This window comes from Dehalococcoidales bacterium (assembly GCA_028717385.1).
GTDB lineage: Bacteria > Chloroflexota > Dehalococcoidia > Dehalococcoidales > CSSed11-197 > CSSed11-197.
Window position 1 is genome coordinate 24,769 of the sequence record JAQUNW010000003.1, and the last position, 16,185, is coordinate 40,953.

General features: G+C 44.8%; 22 protein-coding genes, 1 tRNA gene and 1 riboswitch. Of the genes, 16 read left to right on the forward strand and 7 right to left on the reverse strand.

Annotation, left to right across the window (positions count from 1 at the left end; genetic code table 11):
* The first annotated feature begins 21 nt into the window (after positions 1 to 21).
* A complete protein-coding gene (gene ribE, locus PHX29_01415) occupies positions 22 to 489 on the forward strand; it encodes a 6,7-dimethyl-8-ribityllumazine synthase (GenBank protein MDD5604567.1) in 468 nt (155 codons plus the stop codon).
* A 2-nt stretch (positions 490 to 491) separates the two neighbouring features.
* Here ribE and PHX29_01420 read toward each other — a convergent pair whose 3' ends face one another.
* Positions 492 to 746, reverse strand: a complete 255-nt coding sequence (locus PHX29_01420) for a translation elongation factor-like protein (protein MDD5604568.1) — start codon at positions 744 to 746, stop codon at positions 492 to 494.
* Positions 747 to 1,039: 293 nt separating this feature from the next.
* Here PHX29_01420 and PHX29_01425 point away from each other — a divergent pair, with 293 nt between their 5' ends.
* The 9 genes from PHX29_01425 to PHX29_01465 all read left to right on the forward strand — a co-directional run bounded on the left by PHX29_01425 (position 1,040) and on the right by PHX29_01465 (position 8,412).
* Positions 1,040 to 1,411 carry a hypothetical protein gene (locus tag PHX29_01425; GenBank protein MDD5604569.1) on the forward strand — a complete coding sequence of 124 codons (372 nt, stop codon included), beginning with the start codon at positions 1,040 to 1,042 and terminating at the stop codon, positions 1,409 to 1,411.
* A 344-nt stretch (positions 1,412 to 1,755) separates the two neighbouring features.
* On the forward strand, positions 1,756 to 2,934 hold the full coding sequence (locus tag PHX29_01430; GenBank protein MDD5604570.1) for an ABC transporter substrate-binding protein: 1,179 nt from the start codon (positions 1,756 to 1,758) through the stop codon (positions 2,932 to 2,934).
* A gap of 2 nt (positions 2,935 to 2,936) precedes the next feature.
* Positions 2,937 to 4,007 (forward strand): iron ABC transporter permease, encoded by a 1,071-nt coding sequence (locus PHX29_01435; GenBank protein ID MDD5604571.1) that lies wholly within the window; start codon positions 2,937 to 2,939, stop codon positions 4,005 to 4,007.
* The gene (locus tag PHX29_01440; GenBank protein ID MDD5604572.1) at positions 4,007 to 4,846 is read left to right on the forward strand and encodes an ABC transporter ATP-binding protein; all 840 of its coding nucleotides are present in this window, start codon (positions 4,007 to 4,009) and stop codon (positions 4,844 to 4,846) included. The genes PHX29_01435 and PHX29_01440 overlap by 1 nt, the downstream gene beginning before the upstream one ends.
* Positions 4,830 to 5,396, forward strand: coding sequence for an FmdE family protein (locus PHX29_01445; protein ID MDD5604573.1), 567 nt, complete (start codon positions 4,830 to 4,832; stop codon positions 5,394 to 5,396). The genes PHX29_01440 and PHX29_01445 overlap by 17 nt, the downstream gene beginning before the upstream one ends.
* Positions 5,383 to 6,126: a DUF364 domain-containing protein gene (locus PHX29_01450; protein ID MDD5604574.1), complete on the forward strand. Its 744-nt coding sequence runs from the start codon at positions 5,383 to 5,385 to the stop codon at positions 6,124 to 6,126. Before PHX29_01445 ends, PHX29_01450 begins: the two co-directional genes overlap by 14 nt.
* Positions 6,123 to 6,764 carry a class I SAM-dependent methyltransferase gene (locus tag PHX29_01455; GenBank protein MDD5604575.1) on the forward strand — a complete coding sequence of 214 codons (642 nt, stop codon included), beginning with the start codon at positions 6,123 to 6,125 and terminating at the stop codon, positions 6,762 to 6,764. Before PHX29_01450 ends, PHX29_01455 begins: the two co-directional genes overlap by 4 nt.
* Positions 6,743 to 7,618 carry a class I SAM-dependent methyltransferase gene (locus tag PHX29_01460; GenBank protein MDD5604576.1) on the forward strand — a complete coding sequence of 292 codons (876 nt, stop codon included), beginning with the start codon at positions 6,743 to 6,745 and terminating at the stop codon, positions 7,616 to 7,618. The genes PHX29_01455 and PHX29_01460 overlap by 22 nt, the downstream gene beginning before the upstream one ends.
* A 32-nt stretch (positions 7,619 to 7,650) precedes the next feature.
* Positions 7,651 to 8,412, forward strand: a complete 762-nt coding sequence (locus PHX29_01465; GenBank protein ID MDD5604577.1) for a DUF364 domain-containing protein — start codon at positions 7,651 to 7,653, stop codon at positions 8,410 to 8,412.
* 67 nt (positions 8,413 to 8,479) lie between these two features.
* Here the strand turns inward: PHX29_01465 and PHX29_01470 are convergent, their stop codons facing one another.
* Positions 8,480 to 8,875: a hypothetical protein gene (locus tag PHX29_01470; GenBank protein MDD5604578.1), complete on the reverse strand. Its 396-nt coding sequence runs from the start codon at positions 8,873 to 8,875 to the stop codon at positions 8,480 to 8,482.
* A gap of 477 nt (positions 8,876 to 9,352) precedes the next feature.
* Here PHX29_01470 and PHX29_01475 point away from each other — a divergent pair, with 477 nt between their 5' ends.
* The 3 genes from PHX29_01475 (at position 9,353) to PHX29_01485 (ending at position 12,873) form a co-directional block, all read left to right on the forward strand.
* Positions 9,353 to 9,787 carry a MarR family transcriptional regulator gene (locus PHX29_01475; GenBank protein ID MDD5604579.1) on the forward strand — a complete coding sequence of 145 codons (435 nt, stop codon included), beginning with the start codon at positions 9,353 to 9,355 and terminating at the stop codon, positions 9,785 to 9,787.
* A 13-nt stretch (positions 9,788 to 9,800) separates the two neighbouring features.
* Positions 9,801 to 11,342: an MFS transporter gene (locus tag PHX29_01480; protein ID MDD5604580.1), complete on the forward strand. Its 1,542-nt coding sequence runs from the start codon at positions 9,801 to 9,803 to the stop codon at positions 11,340 to 11,342.
* A 359-nt stretch (positions 11,343 to 11,701) separates the two neighbouring features.
* Positions 11,702 to 11,841, forward strand: a riboswitch (molybdenum cofactor riboswitch).
* A gap of 111 nt (positions 11,842 to 11,952) precedes the next feature.
* A complete protein-coding gene (locus PHX29_01485) occupies positions 11,953 to 12,873 on the forward strand; it encodes a substrate-binding domain-containing protein (GenBank protein MDD5604581.1) in 921 nt (306 codons plus the stop codon).
* Here PHX29_01485 and PHX29_01490 read toward each other — a convergent pair.
* Together PHX29_01490 and PHX29_01495 are read right to left on the reverse strand one after the other, a co-directional pair.
* Positions 12,834 to 13,136 carry an iron chelate uptake ABC transporter family permease subunit gene (locus PHX29_01490; protein MDD5604582.1) on the reverse strand — a complete coding sequence of 101 codons (303 nt, stop codon included), beginning with the start codon at positions 13,134 to 13,136 and terminating at the stop codon, positions 12,834 to 12,836. The two genes, PHX29_01485 and PHX29_01490, sit on opposite strands and share 40 nt — an antisense overlap.
* A gap of 33 nt (positions 13,137 to 13,169) precedes the next feature.
* Positions 13,170 to 13,715, reverse strand: coding sequence for an FmdE family protein (locus PHX29_01495; protein ID MDD5604583.1), 546 nt, complete (start codon positions 13,713 to 13,715; stop codon positions 13,170 to 13,172).
* A gap of 235 nt (positions 13,716 to 13,950) precedes the next feature.
* On the opposite strand from PHX29_01495, the gene PHX29_01500 reads away from it, so the two are divergent.
* The 3 genes from PHX29_01500 (at position 13,951) to PHX29_01510 (ending at position 15,173) form a co-directional block, all read left to right on the forward strand.
* Entirely contained in the window at positions 13,951 to 14,208 is a 258-nt protein-coding gene (locus tag PHX29_01500; protein ID MDD5604584.1) for a hypothetical protein, read from the forward strand.
* Positions 14,187 to 14,762, forward strand: coding sequence for a recombinase family protein (locus PHX29_01505; GenBank protein ID MDD5604585.1), 576 nt, complete (start codon positions 14,187 to 14,189; stop codon positions 14,760 to 14,762). The genes PHX29_01500 and PHX29_01505 overlap by 22 nt, the downstream gene beginning before the upstream one ends.
* A 168-nt stretch (positions 14,763 to 14,930) precedes the next feature.
* Complete coding sequence (locus PHX29_01510) at positions 14,931 to 15,173, forward strand: hypothetical protein (protein ID MDD5604586.1); 243 nt, start codon at positions 14,931 to 14,933, stop codon at positions 15,171 to 15,173.
* Here PHX29_01510 and PHX29_01515 read toward each other — a convergent pair.
* The 3 genes from PHX29_01515 to PHX29_01525 form a co-directional block, all read right to left on the reverse strand.
* A tRNA-Val gene (locus tag PHX29_01515) sits at positions 15,161 to 15,237 on the reverse strand. The two genes, PHX29_01510 and PHX29_01515, sit on opposite strands and share 13 nt — an antisense overlap.
* 45 nt (positions 15,238 to 15,282) lie before the next feature.
* Positions 15,283 to 15,885: a biotin transporter BioY gene (locus tag PHX29_01520; GenBank protein MDD5604587.1), complete on the reverse strand. Its 603-nt coding sequence runs from the start codon at positions 15,883 to 15,885 to the stop codon at positions 15,283 to 15,285.
* A gap of 31 nt (positions 15,886 to 15,916) precedes the next feature.
* Positions 15,917 to 16,138 (reverse strand): hypothetical protein, encoded by a 222-nt coding sequence (locus tag PHX29_01525; protein MDD5604588.1) that lies wholly within the window; start codon positions 16,136 to 16,138, stop codon positions 15,917 to 15,919.
* Between the last annotated feature and the right edge of the window lie 47 nt (positions 16,139 to 16,185).

Below are 16,185 nucleotides of genomic sequence, written 5' to 3' on the forward strand. Positions count from 1 at the left end.
CGCTAAAAAGGAGAAGGGAATATGGGCAAGAGTTTTGAAGGCAATCTTGATGGAAGTGGGCTAAAGATAGCTGTTGTGATATCGCGGTTTAATGAGTTTATCACCTCCAAATTGCTGGACGGCGCAGTCGATGGTTTGGTTCGCCACAACGTCAGTAAAGAAAACATCGATGTTGCCTGGACTCCTGGCGCTCTTGAAATACCTCTGGCTGCCCAGAACTTGGCTCGCAAGGGCGGATATGATGCAATAATTTGCCTGGGGGCAGTTATCCGAGGAGGTACTCCTCATTTTGACTATGTGGCTACCGAACTAAGCAAGGGAGTAGCTAAGGTATCACTGGACAACGGGATTCCGGTTATCAATGGGGTAATCACCAGTGATAACCTGGAGCAAGCCATAGAACGAGCTGGCTCAAAGATGGGGAATAAAGGTTTTGCTGCTGCTTCCAGTGCCATAGAAATGGCTAATCTAATAAAGACGTTGTCTTAAAATTAGCCGGTGATTTTGTAAACCTTATCCCCTTTGCGGACTCTATCCGGCACCTTGATTCCCACGGATTGCCCGGAATGGGCTTTCTCTACGCTGGCATGTTCAATTTGCATTTCGTGTATGTGGATTTCAATATCTGTCGTGTGGCCAAGGATGCGGATTATATCACCCTTTTTCAGTTCACCGGTAAGCTCAACTCCGGCGACCATGGGGTGTGCGAAATAGTCCGATATGTAACCAATTTCTACTTCAGCCACTTTTCTGCACCTCCCTTCTCGCAATATCTCAAAGTATAATCCCCACTATAGTCCAAATCAATAACCTCAGACTTAAAATATCCGGCAAAAATTGCCATAATTCTTATTGCATTATAGTTATTTATATACTATAATGCATAGCTAAATCGAGTATGATAGTCATAGATGATCATAAATAATAACCGGCGTGCATTATCAGTAAACAACAATCAATCAGTGGCGGTTCATCCAAAAGCCGTTTCTGATATTTCTAATATGCCGTGTACGTTCTTAAAATAAAACGGGAGGGAAACATGAAAAAAAGCGTACTAATAACCATCATCGCCGTAAGTCTGGTAATTATCGCATGTGTGATAAGTGCTTGCGCGCAGGAGAAAGAGACTGTTACAGTCACCAACCTAAAAACCACAACAGTGTCCCAGGGAACTACAGTTTTCAAGACAACTACTGTAGCTTCAACTGAGCGGGTAACCGTGACAGTATCTGTGGAACCTCCAATGACTGGCACTCCTCCGGGAACCCCTCATTCTCTGGAAGTAAACTATGGCAACTGCTTTAACTGTCATCTGATTCCAGCTGGGCATTCCGGCCGAGCTATGATAGAGAACCTGTGTTGGGAATGCCATGCTGAACTTCCGGTTGAACAGTGGGCAAACGTAACCTAGAATACAGCAAGCATAATTAGATTTTAACATCAGGTTTGGTTAACACGGTTAATAGATAAACCAGATTAGAAAAAGCAGAATATCGGGGCACCTGTGAAACAAGGTAAAAAATGCCTTCTTTCGTAGGTGCCCTGTGTATTTATCACAATAATAAGCCTATGCTTTAATACTCGATCCAGTAGGCACACATCAAAAAACCACTAAAAAACCCTTATTTTTGTTAACTTGACAATGCGATGTATCTGTAGTAACCTAACGTCTGTTTTAACATTCGATATATTATAAATAACATAACGTTCTGCGCGGGACTATATAACATAATTTACATAAGGAGGAATGGAAGCTTGAAATATAGACAGATACTCGCAATAGTTACGTTTGGTGTTTTTTGCCTTACATCTATACTCGGGATGGCCGCCTGTAAATCCGATGGTTTAACCAAAACCATCAACCAGACAACCACTCTCACCAAAACTCTTACAACCACAGTTCCTGGCCCAATTGTTACAGTGACACAAGAACCGGTTCAACCTACCAATACTATTCCAGCTGGCACAAAAAAAACTATCACTGACATGTTTGGTCGGGAAGTAGTGGTGCCCTCTGTTGTAAATAAAGTATTGACTTGCGGTCCGGTGGAAATGGAACTTGTTTATATGCTGGCACCGGATAAGGTAGACGGTTTAAATTTTACGTTTAATGGAAATCCCCCTTTTGCACACGGTAAATACACCTCGCTGCCTGTAGTTGGCGGCTGGTTTGGCACCCAAACTGGCAATTATGAAACATTTATAGCTGCCATGCCGGATATTATTATCGATGGCAACCAAGTGGGCATTGAAGAAAGACAGTCTAAATTTGGTGAGATTCCGGTAGTGGGTGTTGACACAGGAGATCTGATGTTTGATTACAAAGAAGCCGCTCGCTTCCTTGGTGAACTGCTAGGTGTGGAAGAAAAGGCCAATGCGCTAATCGATTACTACGAAGAAGCCATGCTGTATGTTTATGGTGTAGTTTCGGATATACCAGAGAACGAACGAGTCCGAGTGTACTATGCCGGGGGCAAGGAGGGCTTTAACACTGACCCACTAGGTTCACAACATACCATGCTGATGGATTTCTGTGGTGGTATAAATGTAGCCGATGTAACACTATTGCCAGGTTACGGCATGGCTGAAGCCTCTATGGAGCAGATTTTGCTGTGGGATCCGGATTTGATAATCATTGGAAGAGGTTCCCAGGCAAATCTTTATCAATCGATCATGAACGATCAACGTTGGGCTGGATTAAAAGCAGTGCAAGATGAGAAGGTCTTTCTGCGGCCAGATAACCCCTTTTCCTGGTTTGATGGACCGCCCGGTCCGTGCCAAATTTTGGGTATGTACTGGATGGTTAACCTTCTTTATCCAGACCAAACTCAAGATCTGGATTTAAATACTAAAGTTAAGGAGTTTTATTCGGATTATTTACACTACGATCTGACATCCGCAGAGATTGAGTCACTTCTGCCTTATCAAAACTAGCTATGGATACAACCTCTGAATGCAATGTAACAAAACATAAACGCTGGAAGGCGTTCAGAACCTCGAACTTGAGCGGGGTATCTGCCGGTTTGATTCTGGTAATAGTATTAATTGTTCTTTTTATCTTTTCTTTTGTTATCGGCAGGTATCCCGTATCCCCAATCGATGTTGTTAAAACACTTTGGGCGGCTATTTTTAATTTGGAAATTACCCTGCCGCCCAATGTGGAGAATGTCGTAATCAATTTGCGTCTGCCGCGTATTATAGCCGCCATACTGGTAGGGGCTAGTCTTTCTGTAGCCGGTACGTCCTTCCAGGGCTTGTTCCGAAATCCGTTGGTTTCGCCAGATATACTTGGGGTTGCCTCCGGAGCCGGTTTTGGTGCAGCGCTGGGGATTATAATTTCTGGCCACGGTTTAGCTATCCAGGCGCTGTCGTTTGTTGGTGCCCTGGTAGCGGTAGGTTTATCCCATTTCATCAGCCGGGTAGTAAAAGGAAACCAGACATTAGGTTTGATATTAGCTGGCATTGCCATTGGATCGTTGTTTAATGCATTTCTATCCCTTATGAAATATGCCGCTGATACCACAAATCAGTTACCGGCTATTACATATTGGTTAATGGGTAGCCTGAATGCGGTGGGCAAACAGGACATATTGATGACCGGATTGCCAATGCTGATCGGCATTACTATTCTCATACTTATGCGTTGGAGGCTGAATGTCTTGGCTATGGGCGAAGAAGAAGCTATGGCCCTCGGAGTCAATACCGATCTGTTACGCGGTGTAGTGGTTGTATGTTGCACTGTTATCACAGCTTCAGCGGTTTGCATCAGCGGTATTATCGGTTGGGTCGGCCTGGTCATACCACACATTGGGCGCATGCTGGTAGGCCCTTGCCATCGTAAACTTTTACCAGTAAGTGCTTTGCTGGGGGCAATATTTTTACTATTTATTGATAACCTTTGCCGGGTGATTGCTCAGGTAGAAATCCCTATTGGCATATTGACTGCAATTATTGGTGTACCGTTTTTCCTCTACCTGCTCGCTAAAGGGCGAAGGGGATGGGCTTGATGCTGGTAGTAAAGAACGCTTGTTTCCACTACGATGCGGGGGAAAATAGTGGTTTTGAAGAAGTAAATTTTTCCCTTAAAACAGGGCAGGTGATGTGTGTACTAGGCCCCAACGGATGCGGTAAAACCACTATGTTGAAATGCCTGTTAGGCTTGTTGCGGCTGCAAGGAGGCAGCATACGGCTGGATGGCCAAGAACTCAGCCAGATGTCACGCAGTGCAGTAGCCCGAATTGTAGGATATATCCCCCAGTTGCATCAGCCAGCTTTCCCTTTTTCAGTGCTGGATACGGTATTGGTTGGCAGGGCTCCACATTTAGGATTTTTACAGTCCCCTGGTGAGAAGGATATTGAAATTGCACGCTCTGCACTTGAAGCATTGAGTATAACGCACTTGAGCAACAAACCGTTTACTCAGCTTAGCGGCGGCGAGAAGCAAATGGTTACTTTTGCTCGTGTACTTACCCAACGGCCAGCGTTGCTCTTGATGGATGAGCCAACTTCACATCTTGACTTTGGTAATCAAACCATGGTTTTAAATGTTGTTCAACAACTAGCTGCAACCGGAATGCCAATAATCATGACCTCGCACTTTCCGGATCATGCATTTTTGACTTCGAGCAAGGTGGCCATCATGAAGAAAGGCAGGTTTTTAGATTTTGGCCCGCCAGAAAAGGTCATTACCGAAGATAATATGGAGAAGATCTATGGAGTAAAAGTGAGAGTTATGGATGTTAATGATGTTGTCGGTTATAGAGTTTGTTTGCCCCTGAAAAATCATTTAAATGATTCGAATACACAGAAAATTAACCTGGAGGGATTCTATGCAAAAAAATCTTGACTATTATCTGGAAAAAGCCAAAGTGTTGCATGGTGATATTTGTGCTGGCATAGTTCTGGGGGCGCGCATTACCTTAACCGGAATGAGAGAGCTGGGTATGGACCCAGATGAGCACAACCGCGACTTGATAGTATTCGTGGAGATTGATCGTTGTATGACTGACGCCGCTCAGGCAATTACCGGTACGACGTTAGGCCATCGAACCTTAAAATACGTTAACTATGGCAAATTTGCTGCTACTTTTTATGATCTGGCCAGTGGTAAGGCGGTACGCGTTTCCCGACGTGATAAGGTCAAATATTCAGGCCAGGACATGAAGGAATATTTTAAAACAGCACCAGAAGATGAAATAATTGAAATCGAAAAGGTTGAAATAGAAATGAGTGATTTTGACTTGCCAGGATATCCTCGCAGGACTGAAGAGTGCTGCCACTGTGGTGAACTTATCTTTGATGGCCGTGGTGTTGGTCGTAAAGGCAGCTTGCTCTGCCGGGCGTGTGCTGACGGATCTTATTATAAAAAAGAGAAGGTTAACAATGAAACTGATTGACGATTTGATTGCACATGCAAAGTGTAATAACGCGCCGGTGAAAGATGTGCGGGTGGGAGTGTCATGGACCGGAGTCTGGGGCAAATACTGCGGTCTGGCAAAAACCTATGGCATCCCAGTTGTACACGGTAATTATACTCGCGATATGGGACATCTTACTGAAAGAACTGCCCTGGAGCTGGCTGAGTATTCTCGTTCCTGGAATCTAATTGAAGCTAGTATAGGGGTTGCGGCAATTAGCTCAATGACAAAAGCTGCGAGGAGCGTCGATATCAATGCCCGAGACCTAATCTTAAAAAAAGCCATGGATAAAAAAGTGGCAATATCGGGCTCTTTTCCCTTTACTCCTGAATTAAAGAAGCTGGCTCGAGAAATTTCAATATTCGAGCTTGACCAATCTAAACTGGATCCGGTAAACAACATCATTACTGAAACGGCTGCTGAGCATATTATTCCCGAATGTGAAGTGGTTATCATAACTGGTTCTACGTTGATTAACAAATCAGCAGAACGTTTGCTGGAACTGGCGCGATTAGCCCGGGCATATACTGTGGTACTGGGACCATCTACGCCAATGAGCGAGGTATGGTTTGATTATGGTGTGGACTTGGTAGGCGGGGTTGAAGTTCTTAATCCCCAAGCAGTATTGTTGAAGCTTAGTCAAAGCGGAGGTATGCTGGATACGCGTGTATGTCCTGGGGAAATCATCTTCAAGGCAATTGAACGATGAATCGCACAAAGCTCACTGATACCAATAAGTTCTCAAAGGTAGCCAGATATGCTTTTGCTCCGATATATCCCTTTCTGGCCAATCAGATAAAAGCAAAATTCGGTATTGAAAATGGAACATGTATTGACGTTGGTTCGGGTCCGGGTAATCTGGCCATAGAAATGGCTAAAATTACCAATCTAAAGGTGTTTTCTCTTGATCTTCAACCGCAGATGAGTGATATCGCTCTAGAAAATATCAAACAAGCTGGCCTGAGTAATCGTATAACTACCATCACTGCCGATGTTTGTTGCATCCCTTTTCCAGACGATTCGGTGGATTTGGTGATCAGTCGCGGATCGATATTCTTTTGGGAGGACCGCCCGGCGGGTTGCGCAGAGATATATAGAATCTTGAAACCCGGTGGAGTTGCCTATTGCGGAGGCGGCATGGGAACTCCTGAAATACGTGCTCAGGTGATGCAAAGTATCGAAAAGGATGATAGATTTGCACAAGAAAGGGACTTTTGGGTTTATAATATTGGAAAAAACAGAAACCGATTGGAACCAGAAGAGCTTTGCGCAAGGTTGATGCAAATGGGAATCCCTGCTACGGCGGAAAAGGAAAACGATGGTATATGGATTCAGTTTATAAAGTAGATAACATGAACAAACATCCGTTTTCGATGAACAATGAAGTAGTAACCGAACAAGCAGCCAACCTTGCCCGCTGTTGGCAGGATGGTATAAAACATGCTACTTTCAAAGGTTCCAGCCAGGATTTTTGGGATAATTGGGCTAAATCTCTACCAGCAAAAACAGCAGGAAGCAACTATGTGGAAGAAGTATTAGCCAGGATGAAGTTATTGAACACGGATTCTGTCCTGGATGTAGGCGCTGGAACTGGAGCTATGGCTATACCGATAGCAGAAAGAGTACATACATTAACTGCTTTGGATCAATCTCCCTACATGCTTGAGGTGATACGGGAAAAAGCTTCTAAAAGAGGTTTGAAGAATATTGCTACCATTAGTATCAACTGGGCGGAAGTGCAAATTGGCAGGGATATCGAGGCGCATGATGTAGTGCTCGTTTCAAGATCACTTCCATCGCAAGGTGATATTATCTCCAGCCTCCGTTCAATTGATAAGGCTGCTAAACGATCTTGTTACATAACATGGAAAGCGGACAGTCGCGATGCTTTAGAGGAAGAGATTTGCGACAGGCTTGGAATCCAATACCGCCCTTTTCCTGATCATCAATTGCTTTATAACTTACTATGCAGCATGGGTATTCGGGCTGATGTCGACATTTTTAGAATTACCGGTCAAAGCGTTTACCACAGTATTGATGATGCTTTTACCCAAATTATAAGGAGTCACTCTTTTCAAAATGAAGATGAAAAACAAGCGATAAAGAATATGCTGACCGAGAAGTTGGAATACAGCAATGGTCTTTACAGCCAAAAGAAAAATAACCTCTGGGCATTAATTCATTGGAACAAAATATTATAATAGTCAATCAATTATTGGGAGGATAATAGCATATGCCACACACTATTCAGCAAAGAATTGTTGATAACCTTCAGCCTGTATCAGAAGGGCTAAAAATACAAGATGTCCGAATAGGGCTTGGGTACACGAGTGTCAGGCTCAATAATAACAACATAGGGTTAGCCTGGACTGGCAAAGATGAACCTGGTCATTGTACTCACATGGCGGCGGCCGGTACTCTAGCCGGAAGAAGTGCATTTAGCCTGTTAAATATGCTGATAGATCAGGGGCATTCTCTTTCTCGCACTCTTGGATTAGCTACGGCTAATGCATTGGTTGCCGGCCTTCCTCGCCCTGAGTCTGTGCAGAAAGATTTTTTAGATATTATCGACGTTCGGGCGAAGGACAGCGTCGTAATGGTCGGTTATTTCGGCCCAGTGATTCCGCAACTCAAGAAGAGAGGATGTAAACTCGATATACTGGAGCTGAAAACCAACAAACCAGGTGCAATTCCAGTAAGCGAAGGACAAGAACTGATGGCTACATGCAGCGTCGCCATCATCACAGCTACTTCGATAATTACAAATACTTTCGATGGATTGATGGCTCAGTTGAACAAACCAAGAGCGGTGGTTGTGCTTGGTCCCTCTTCTATTATGTATCCAGAGGTGTTTATTAACACCCCAGTAACGCACATTAGCGGTGCTCGTGTGCTTGATGCCCAGGCTGTAGAGAGGATAGTGTCCGAAGGTGGTGGCACCCAGATATTAAAACAATATTTGAGCTTTGAGACGATCCGCGTTTCGCACAGCTAGTGTTGAAAGACGGCTAAAGAACAAAAAGTTGTTTCTTCTTCGTGGCTAAAATGGTAGATTCCAGTGCTTAGTCAGCTCCGTTGTTTCCACCGGAGCCACTGTTTAAATCTGCAGGAATGGACTCATTCATTTTTTCGGCAAAATGGACCAGGGCATCAACAGCACTGTCGGTACCCCATATTTTGGCTGTTTCTTCATCCAGCTTTTCATCTGTCCACATATCCAGCATGTGAGCCATATGCTCGCGTTGAGTAGTATTAAACTTGCATGTCGTATCGAGGCAGTGGGCGCCGGAGGTGCAATGATGATCGTCGATGTCTACGCTTTTTATCATTGTTCGCCTTAAAAAATCTTTACCGATTATCATATGTCGTATTTTACCGCTATAGCTGCAAACAGCCATAGAAAAGTCTTGCCCTGAAGGCAATTTGGAATCAATCCACCTGGTTTCATATTCAGTCATCGGATAGATCTTCTCCTTGGTATATTTATAATAATTTAGTCTGGATTTCTGTGGAAACCACCAATTTTTGTCAGGTCAAACTATTGTGTCTGTTTGTGCCTGCGTTTCTACAACGCACCATTCTTGAACAACTCAACTCTCATATTTACCTGCGTGATAAGCCAGTGCCAACGACAGTAATTCTGACATATCGCAGTTTTTCTTGCTCCCCATCTAGAAAATGCCCCAGTTTACATAAAAGGCTTTTTTATGGTCAAAAGGAGCTTTATTCACAAAACAAGTATATCATAAGTCCTCAAGATCTCCCATAGAAACAGTCTTGATTAAAGAATAAAATTTAGTAGAATATCTGGTTTGTTGCCTTGGATGTTACTGCTACATTTGAATCCAATATTTAATTCTAAAGGAAGAGTTATCCTTTGATTTTGGTTGGACTCCTGGGTTATAATTAATAGTTAAAAAATGAACTATTCATTTATGAACCAACAAGACATCATCGACGAGATAGCCAATGGCTCCTATCATGCGCTACACCTGCTGCATCGCAACCTGTTAAATCTGCCAGGCCAAAAAATCATTCACCACGATTTGGCAATTCTGAGCATGCTTGCCATGAATGGCCCGATGCTGGCATCAGAGCTGGCTGAAAAACTATCGTCGACCAGGCCGCAGATGACCCAGTTCATCGACAGGCTGGAGAAAAAAGGGGCGGTGTTAAGAAAAAGCGATACTAAAGACCGGAGACAGGTCCGGGTGGAAATAACCAACAATGGCAGGTCAACCCTCTCCGGATATCGCGGGATGGTCCGCAGCCATATTACGGAGAAGTTGGAGAAACTGGAACCGGGACAGACTGAACACCTTGCCCAAGCTTTAAGGCAAGTTATCGAGATAACCCAGAAACTGGTATAAGAAGGAGCTATTAATGACTAAACCCACCCCGCACAATAAATGGCTGGTGCTTGGCATTCTTGCTATTGCCTTATTCATGATGAATCTTGACGTCACCATTGTGAACATCGCTCTACCTAGTATTATGAATAACCTGGATGCTTCTCTTGCAGATGCGGAATGGGTGGTTAATGTTTACATATTGGTATTTGCGATCAGTTTGATAACTATGGGGCGATTCGGAGATATTTTCGGGCGTAAGCGCATGTTCATTAGCGGCCTGGTGCTGTTCACAATCGCTTCACTGGCCTGTGGCTTGTCTCCCAACATTCAAACATTAGTTGCCAGTCGGGCTTTCCAGGCTTTCGGCGGGGCAGCGATGATGCCGGCTACTCTTTCCATACTGAATGTTGCTTTCAAAGATGGAGGGCGTGGGCAAGCTATGGGCGTTTGGGGTGCAGTTTCTGGGGCTGCCAGCGCTCTGGGGCCTATCATTGGCGGACTGTTGGTCGATAATTTATCCTGGGAATACATATTTCTGGTTAATATTCCTCTGGGTGTACTCGCTGTAATTGCTGGCATCATCATCATTAGTGAGTCTACCGATCCGACAGCTATCAGGCAAATCGACTGGCCGGGAATAGCTAGTGCCACGGCAGGATTATTCGGACTGACCTTTGCACTTATTGAAGGGCAGAGATTCGGCTGGAGTTCGCCGATAATTCTCGGAGCGTTTGGATTGTGCGCTATCGGGCTAGCCCTATTTTACTACATTGAAAAACGCAGCCGTGTTCCCCTGATTCGGCTAAACCTGTTCAAGAGCGTCAATTTTACCGCTGGAAATATCGTGAGCGCGCTCCTGATGTTTGGCTTGATAGGTATACTTTTCCTGCTGGTTCTATATTTCCAAATCGTTCTTGGTTTAAGTGCAGTTAAAACCGGGTTGGTGCTTTTACCAATGTCGGCGGTGGTTGTACTAATCGCTCCCTTTGCGGGCAGGATGGCAGAACGCAATGGCGTGCGATGGATATTGGCCTCTGGCATGTTGATAATATCAGTTGCGATCTTTTTCATGGCTGATTTGTCCGTCGATACTACGTGGCAATCTCTGATTGTACCGCTGATATTAGCAGGTGTAGGCATGGGGCTCGTCATGGCTCCGGTCAATACTGTGATTATGGGGGCAGCCAAAGTCGAACAGTCGGGAGCTGCCAGCGGCATCATGACGACCATGCGGCAAATCGGAAGCCTGCTTGGCATTGCTGTACTCGGCGCTGTTCTGCAGTCACGACTTGCAAGCGGGTTGGTTTCTGCCGTGAATGGCACCGATGGTATACCTCAAGAAATTAAGAAAGCGATAATTAATGCGATCAATGACGGGGCTATGAACTTTGGAGATATGAGCGGCATGAATACCGGAGGCATGCCGGAAATGGCCCAGACAGCTATGACGCACATGTTTACTACTGAGTTTGCCAGCAGTCTTAACATGGCGATGATGGTAGCGGCGATATTCTGCCTTATCGGGGCAGTAGCAGCATTATTCATCAAGAATCCCAGCCAAATAACAAGATAATAGCTGTGAGGTTCTTTGATTTGTTCTTTACCTTATAATTAATTCTATTAATCTTCTAGACTCGATACGTAGCTTCACTGCATGAAAATGTTGATGATGGGTATACTTTTGTAACCTGTCACATACAGTAACACTTTTGTAGGTTGTGCTTTCAAATAGCGCGGTGCTATCAGTTTCATATACTTTCTTCGCTCATCAACACTCATCTTTTCCTCACTAGGCATGCTTCACCTCGGTAACATTCTTACTTGAGTGAATCATACCCCCTTCGGTAACATTTTAGGTGAGTGAATACGAGGGGTTGAATTATATCAAATAAGGTGTATAATAGGACTGTTTTTCCTGGTTTTGTACTTTCACAAGTAAATATTCTCTGATTTGTGTTGCCTAATCTTAAAAGTATGGCATGCAAACAATGCCCCGAATAAATCGGGGCTGAGGGTTCAGGCGGAAACACTTGAGCCTCCCATATTTGGAAAAGAGAAAATGATTGGTTAATGCTGTTCAAAAAGCGTCTCTTTCCGGAGGCGCTTTTTTGTGCCGTTAGACAGTTAGGCCATAACGAATGTGAACCGGGATAACTACAAAGTAAATATAAAAGAAGGTACATATGACCGATTACCACAAGTTCCTGCCCGAGCTTAAAAGCATGACATTATTTCAAAACATTGGGGATAAAGACCTGATAGCCCTGCTGGAAGTTATGAAACCTGAAATAGTGCAGAAAAAAGCCGATGACCGGGGAATGCCACCAATCGACCTTGAACAAGGAATGTTCTGTGTTGTACTTAAAGGGAAGCCCCTCTCTCAGCTAGAATCCCGCCTCGATACCTATAACATGCCGAAATTCGGCGAGCCCGGCATGATGATGGGGGAAATCCCCTGTCTTTCAGAAACGCTTAAAAGCCGCGCACCCAAAATGCGGTTTAAGGGTGCTCCACCCCCTCGTCCTAAAAAAGAGACTTTTGACCTGTATATGCTTCGCATGAGCGGAGAAATGCTTACCAGATTTTACGGTAAGCAATACGCTGATGCCCAGGGAACCATGCTTCGCAACTTTCTGGGAATTCTGGCGCAAAAAGTAACTGATGTACGTAAGGAAAAGGCTGAAGCTGTTGCCAAACTGGAGGCTGAGCTTGCCCCGCACCGTCTGCATATATTCTGCGCAGGTGTTTCCATGAAACTTGTAAAGAGGGTAGCAGAAGAGTGGAACAAACTGCACCCGGATCTGCCGGCAAACGTTGTGCCGGGCGGGTCTGTAGCCCTTATCAAGGACTGTATATCCGGCGAACCGTGTGATGTTTTTATATCTGCCGACGATTCAATTATCCAGACCATGATGATGCCCAAATATGCTGAAGGGTACCGCATCTGGGCAGGCAACAAAATGGTAGTAACCGGAGATGATATTAACAGTAGTAACTGGGAAGAAAAGCTCCTGGCAGAGGATGCAACCTTCAAGCACATGAATCCGTATGGCGATCCCGGCGGTTATCGTGCCGCCATGGGATTCTGGAAAATTCCCTGGTAAGCCGCGCCGGCAGCTGCCAGAGAGCAACCGATAAGGCATGCTAACAGTATTCTTGGCAGGCGGACGTTGAAAAGAATTTTTTCCATCTGGTCCGTCCATGTTTGGTCAATTGGGAATATCTGCGAGAAAACAATTTCGAAGAGTTCACCCGGGCTGATAGGATAACGCCCGAGAAAAAAAGAAATAACAATTACAAGAAAAAGAATGACAGCCAGTCCCGTTACAATTACAGGATAGGGTATTTTCTTTTTTTCTTCTTCCATTCCTGTATCAGTTACCTTTCATATAACGATTTTTTATAGGAAACTGTAATATCCACCCTCGGCACATGTACGGCAGAGCTTTTTTCCATTTTTAACCACATGACGGGAATCGATGACGTTCTCTCCACAGTTTTCACAGTAGATAGCTTCAACCGGCGGCCCTGCCAGGTCGCAGGGTTTTAATTCTATTTTTACGTTTCGGTAGGAAAGCAACTCCTCGAACGGCAGATTTTTATAAAAGGCGATCATGTCTTCGCCGTCTTCAGGATATATGCGCTTTTTGTGATAGATGCGAACCGCTTTATCGGTATTCATATCGAGAAAACTGGCAGCGACTATGCCATAGTCATAGAAACTATAACTACGCCTGCCGATTCGGCATCCGGTGACTATGCCGATGGAATCAGCCGGGCAGCGGTCGCATTCCACGAAGACTTTCATTTTAGTCTGTTCGGATTCGTTATCCAGCTCCAGCAGCTTCATAGCATAGTGCGCCATTTTTACACCGATGCATTGTCCGGAACAGAGGTGCCCGTGATAAGCGATAGCCAGTTTCATATCCTCTTCGAAAGTTCTCATTTTTACTCCCTTTGTATATATCAATATATTAATATAGATATTAAGATAATCAGAATACTTGTAACGCTTGTGTGTTGTAAACGTATTATCGGTATATTAACAGAGATATATGGCATAGTCAATATGTGTATATCGTCAGGGAAAATGAGACAGTTTCAATACATTAGGTAAGCGACACCTAAGGGCTTGCTCCATTACTGGCAAAGCAGTAAATTATTAAGCAAAGGAGTAAGCCATGGTACAACAAATTACGGATAAGTGCTGGCAAGTTGAGGCCAGAAGTGAAGAAACCAGACAATTCATCCGGGATATTAAGCGCCAAACACGCCGCAAATTCACCGCTGAAGAAAAAGTTCGTATTGTATTGGAAGGCTTTCGCCGGGATACTCCTTATAGACCGTCAGGGTTAAGGATGGCAATGCCGAGAGAACCAGGCTTGAACCTCATCCCGAGCAGGCAACGGTGGTTGAGATGGTATTTAATGGTGTATTAAGCGGCAAGGTGCTTATCGAAATAACCAGAGGTCTTAATGAAAGGCTGGTACCGGGACCATCAAACAAGAAATGGGTTAAAACCAGCCTGCATGGCATTCTTACCAACGAGGTCTATACCGGTACTGCAGTATGGGGTAAGTCCAGCAAGCAGGGGTTACCACCGGTAAGGGTTGAGGATGCTTATCCGGCTATTGTCAGCTGGGAGGTGTTTGACCGGGTAAGAACGATGCTGGGGGAGCGGGCACCGGCTAAGGTTAATCCCAGGCGGATTGCCAGCCGTTTCCTGTTAAGCGGCCTTGTCCGCTGTAGCTACTGCGGCAAAGGTTTATGCAGCCGGGATGCCAAGGGTGGGAAGTTTTCCTACTATGCCTGTACCACCAAGGATAAGCAGGGCCCATCTGCCTGCCCGAGTGTGTACTATAACAGCCGTAAGCTGGAAGGGCTTATTGTTGATAGGATCAGAGGCCTGATACTGACTGAAGAAAACCTGCCACAGCTCATATCGCTGGTCAAGGAGCAGGTGAATGCTGACACAATCGAGTACCAGGAATAACTCGGTCTGATCAGCCAGGAGCAGGACAGGGTATCTGGCAGGCTTGACCGGCTGTATGATGCGCTTGAAACCGGTAGTGTCAGCCTAGCCGACCTTGCTCCCCGGATAAAGGAGTTAAGAAACCGGCAGGAAGAACTGGCTAACCGGAAACTTGAGATTGAATCATCAATGTCTGAGCATTGGATAAGTGGAATAGATCCCAACAGGATCAAATACTATATCGACAACCTCAAAGCCCTGCTTGACCACGGTGAGCTATTTGAGAGAAAGGCATTTATCAGAAGTTTTGTACAGGAAATCATTGTTTCCAAACACGATGTGAAGCTGATCTATGCGATGCCTATGATCCCGAGCGTATCAGAATCGTTTGAGGAAGAAGTTCTACATTCTGTACGGTATGGTGGGCGGTAGAGGACTCGAACCACTGACCTCTGCGATGTCAACGCAGCGCTCTAACCAGCTGAGCTAACCGCCCGGGTAGTAAATATACTATATATTTGAGATAAAATAGTCAATAAATTTAGGCTGAATAATCTTGTTTGGGTACTACTGCAAAAGCAATAAGCCCGGTTACAAGCGCCTTAATGATATCTACAACTATAAACGGAGCTACTCCGAGAGCTAAAATACTTGAGAAGCTTGTTGCTACCCCAGTGTTATTTAACCATAGTGCAAGCCAGGCTGTACCAGGGATATAGTAAAGAAGAGTGGCAGCCAGCATTAATCCCATCAAAGGAACCAGTCTTCTAGATTCGACGTATTTATCTACGAAATGCCCCAGGAATAAGGCAGCTGGGATAAAACCCAGGATATAACCACCTGTAGCTCCAAGACCGGAAGAAAAACCATTAAACCACGGCAATCCAGCAATTCCTGCTGTTGCGTACAGTGCCATGCTGGCACTGCCCCACCATTTGCCAAGCAGCACGCCTGCCATTAGTACTGCCAGAACCTGCCCAGTAACAGGGACTGGCGTGAAGGGTAGCGGAATTCTTACCTGCGCAAGCAAGCCAGTTAAGCCGGCCATGGCGATAACCATCATCAGTTTTGCTGGTATGCTTAATGCCGCTCTTTTCTTAAACAGGCCATATTTAATAGTGTTGATACTTGAAATAGTCTGCATAATTGTTCTCCGAATAAAAAACTGAAGAAGCCTAGACTGTAGGTTTCTTGTTACCTATCATAGATACTTCTATATTGTGGCCACAATGTGGGCATGAAAGAGTAAGGTTAATGGGTTGCACCATCACCCTTTCTATTACTGCCGAAACCATGGTATCTATATCGTCCAATCGGTGATCAAGCATATCCAGCCTACGCTTGATGTCTTCGTCCGGCACGCCTCTGGTTTGTTTACTTTTGTCTTTATCTGCCAAAATAGCCTACAAATTCATATTTGGCTCATTATAGAGAGCGCAGGGAG

Excerpts from the sequence above, each read along its gene's own strand:
- PHX29_01455 (MDD5604575.1), top strand. The coding sequence starts at position 6,123 with ATGAATCGCACAAAGCTCACTGATACCAATAAGTTCTCAAAGGTAGCC.
- PHX29_01520 (MDD5604587.1), bottom strand. The coding sequence starts at position 15,885 with ATGCAGACTATTTCAAGTATCAACACTATTAAATATGGCCTGTTTAAG.
- PHX29_01425 (MDD5604569.1), top strand. The coding sequence starts at position 1,040 with ATGAAAAAAAGCGTACTAATAACCATCATCGCCGTAAGTCTGGTAATT.
- PHX29_01490 (MDD5604582.1), bottom strand. The coding sequence starts at position 13,136 with ATGGAAGAAGAAAAAAAGAAAATACCCTATCCTGTAATTGTAACGGGA.
- PHX29_01445 (MDD5604573.1), top strand. The coding sequence starts at position 4,830 with ATGCAAAAAAATCTTGACTATTATCTGGAAAAAGCCAAAGTGTTGCAT.
- PHX29_01440 (MDD5604572.1), top strand. The coding sequence starts at position 4,007 with ATGCTGGTAGTAAAGAACGCTTGTTTCCACTACGATGCGGGGGAAAAT.
- PHX29_01450 (MDD5604574.1), top strand. The coding sequence starts at position 5,383 with ATGAAACTGATTGACGATTTGATTGCACATGCAAAGTGTAATAACGCG.
- PHX29_01510 (MDD5604586.1), top strand. The coding sequence starts at position 14,931 with ATGTCTGAGCATTGGATAAGTGGAATAGATCCCAACAGGATCAAATAC.
- PHX29_01480 (MDD5604580.1), top strand. The coding sequence starts at position 9,801 with ATGACTAAACCCACCCCGCACAATAAATGGCTGGTGCTTGGCATTCTT.
- PHX29_01475 (MDD5604579.1), top strand. The coding sequence starts at position 9,353 with ATGAACCAACAAGACATCATCGACGAGATAGCCAATGGCTCCTATCAT.
- PHX29_01470 (MDD5604578.1), bottom strand. The coding sequence starts at position 8,875 with ATGACTGAATATGAAACCAGGTGGATTGATTCCAAATTGCCTTCAGGG.
- PHX29_01460 (MDD5604576.1), top strand. The coding sequence starts at position 6,743 with ATGGATTCAGTTTATAAAGTAGATAACATGAACAAACATCCGTTTTCG.
- PHX29_01495 (MDD5604583.1), bottom strand. The coding sequence starts at position 13,715 with ATGAGAACTTTCGAAGAGGATATGAAACTGGCTATCGCTTATCACGGG.
- PHX29_01505 (MDD5604585.1), top strand. The coding sequence starts at position 14,187 with ATGGTATTTAATGGTGTATTAAGCGGCAAGGTGCTTATCGAAATAACC.
- PHX29_01485 (MDD5604581.1), top strand. The coding sequence starts at position 11,953 with ATGACCGATTACCACAAGTTCCTGCCCGAGCTTAAAAGCATGACATTA.
- PHX29_01435 (MDD5604571.1), top strand. The coding sequence starts at position 2,937 with ATGGATACAACCTCTGAATGCAATGTAACAAAACATAAACGCTGGAAG.
- ribE (MDD5604567.1), top strand. The coding sequence starts at position 22 with ATGGGCAAGAGTTTTGAAGGCAATCTTGATGGAAGTGGGCTAAAGATA.
- PHX29_01500 (MDD5604584.1), top strand. The coding sequence starts at position 13,951 with ATGGTACAACAAATTACGGATAAGTGCTGGCAAGTTGAGGCCAGAAGT.
- PHX29_01465 (MDD5604577.1), top strand. The coding sequence starts at position 7,651 with ATGCCACACACTATTCAGCAAAGAATTGTTGATAACCTTCAGCCTGTA.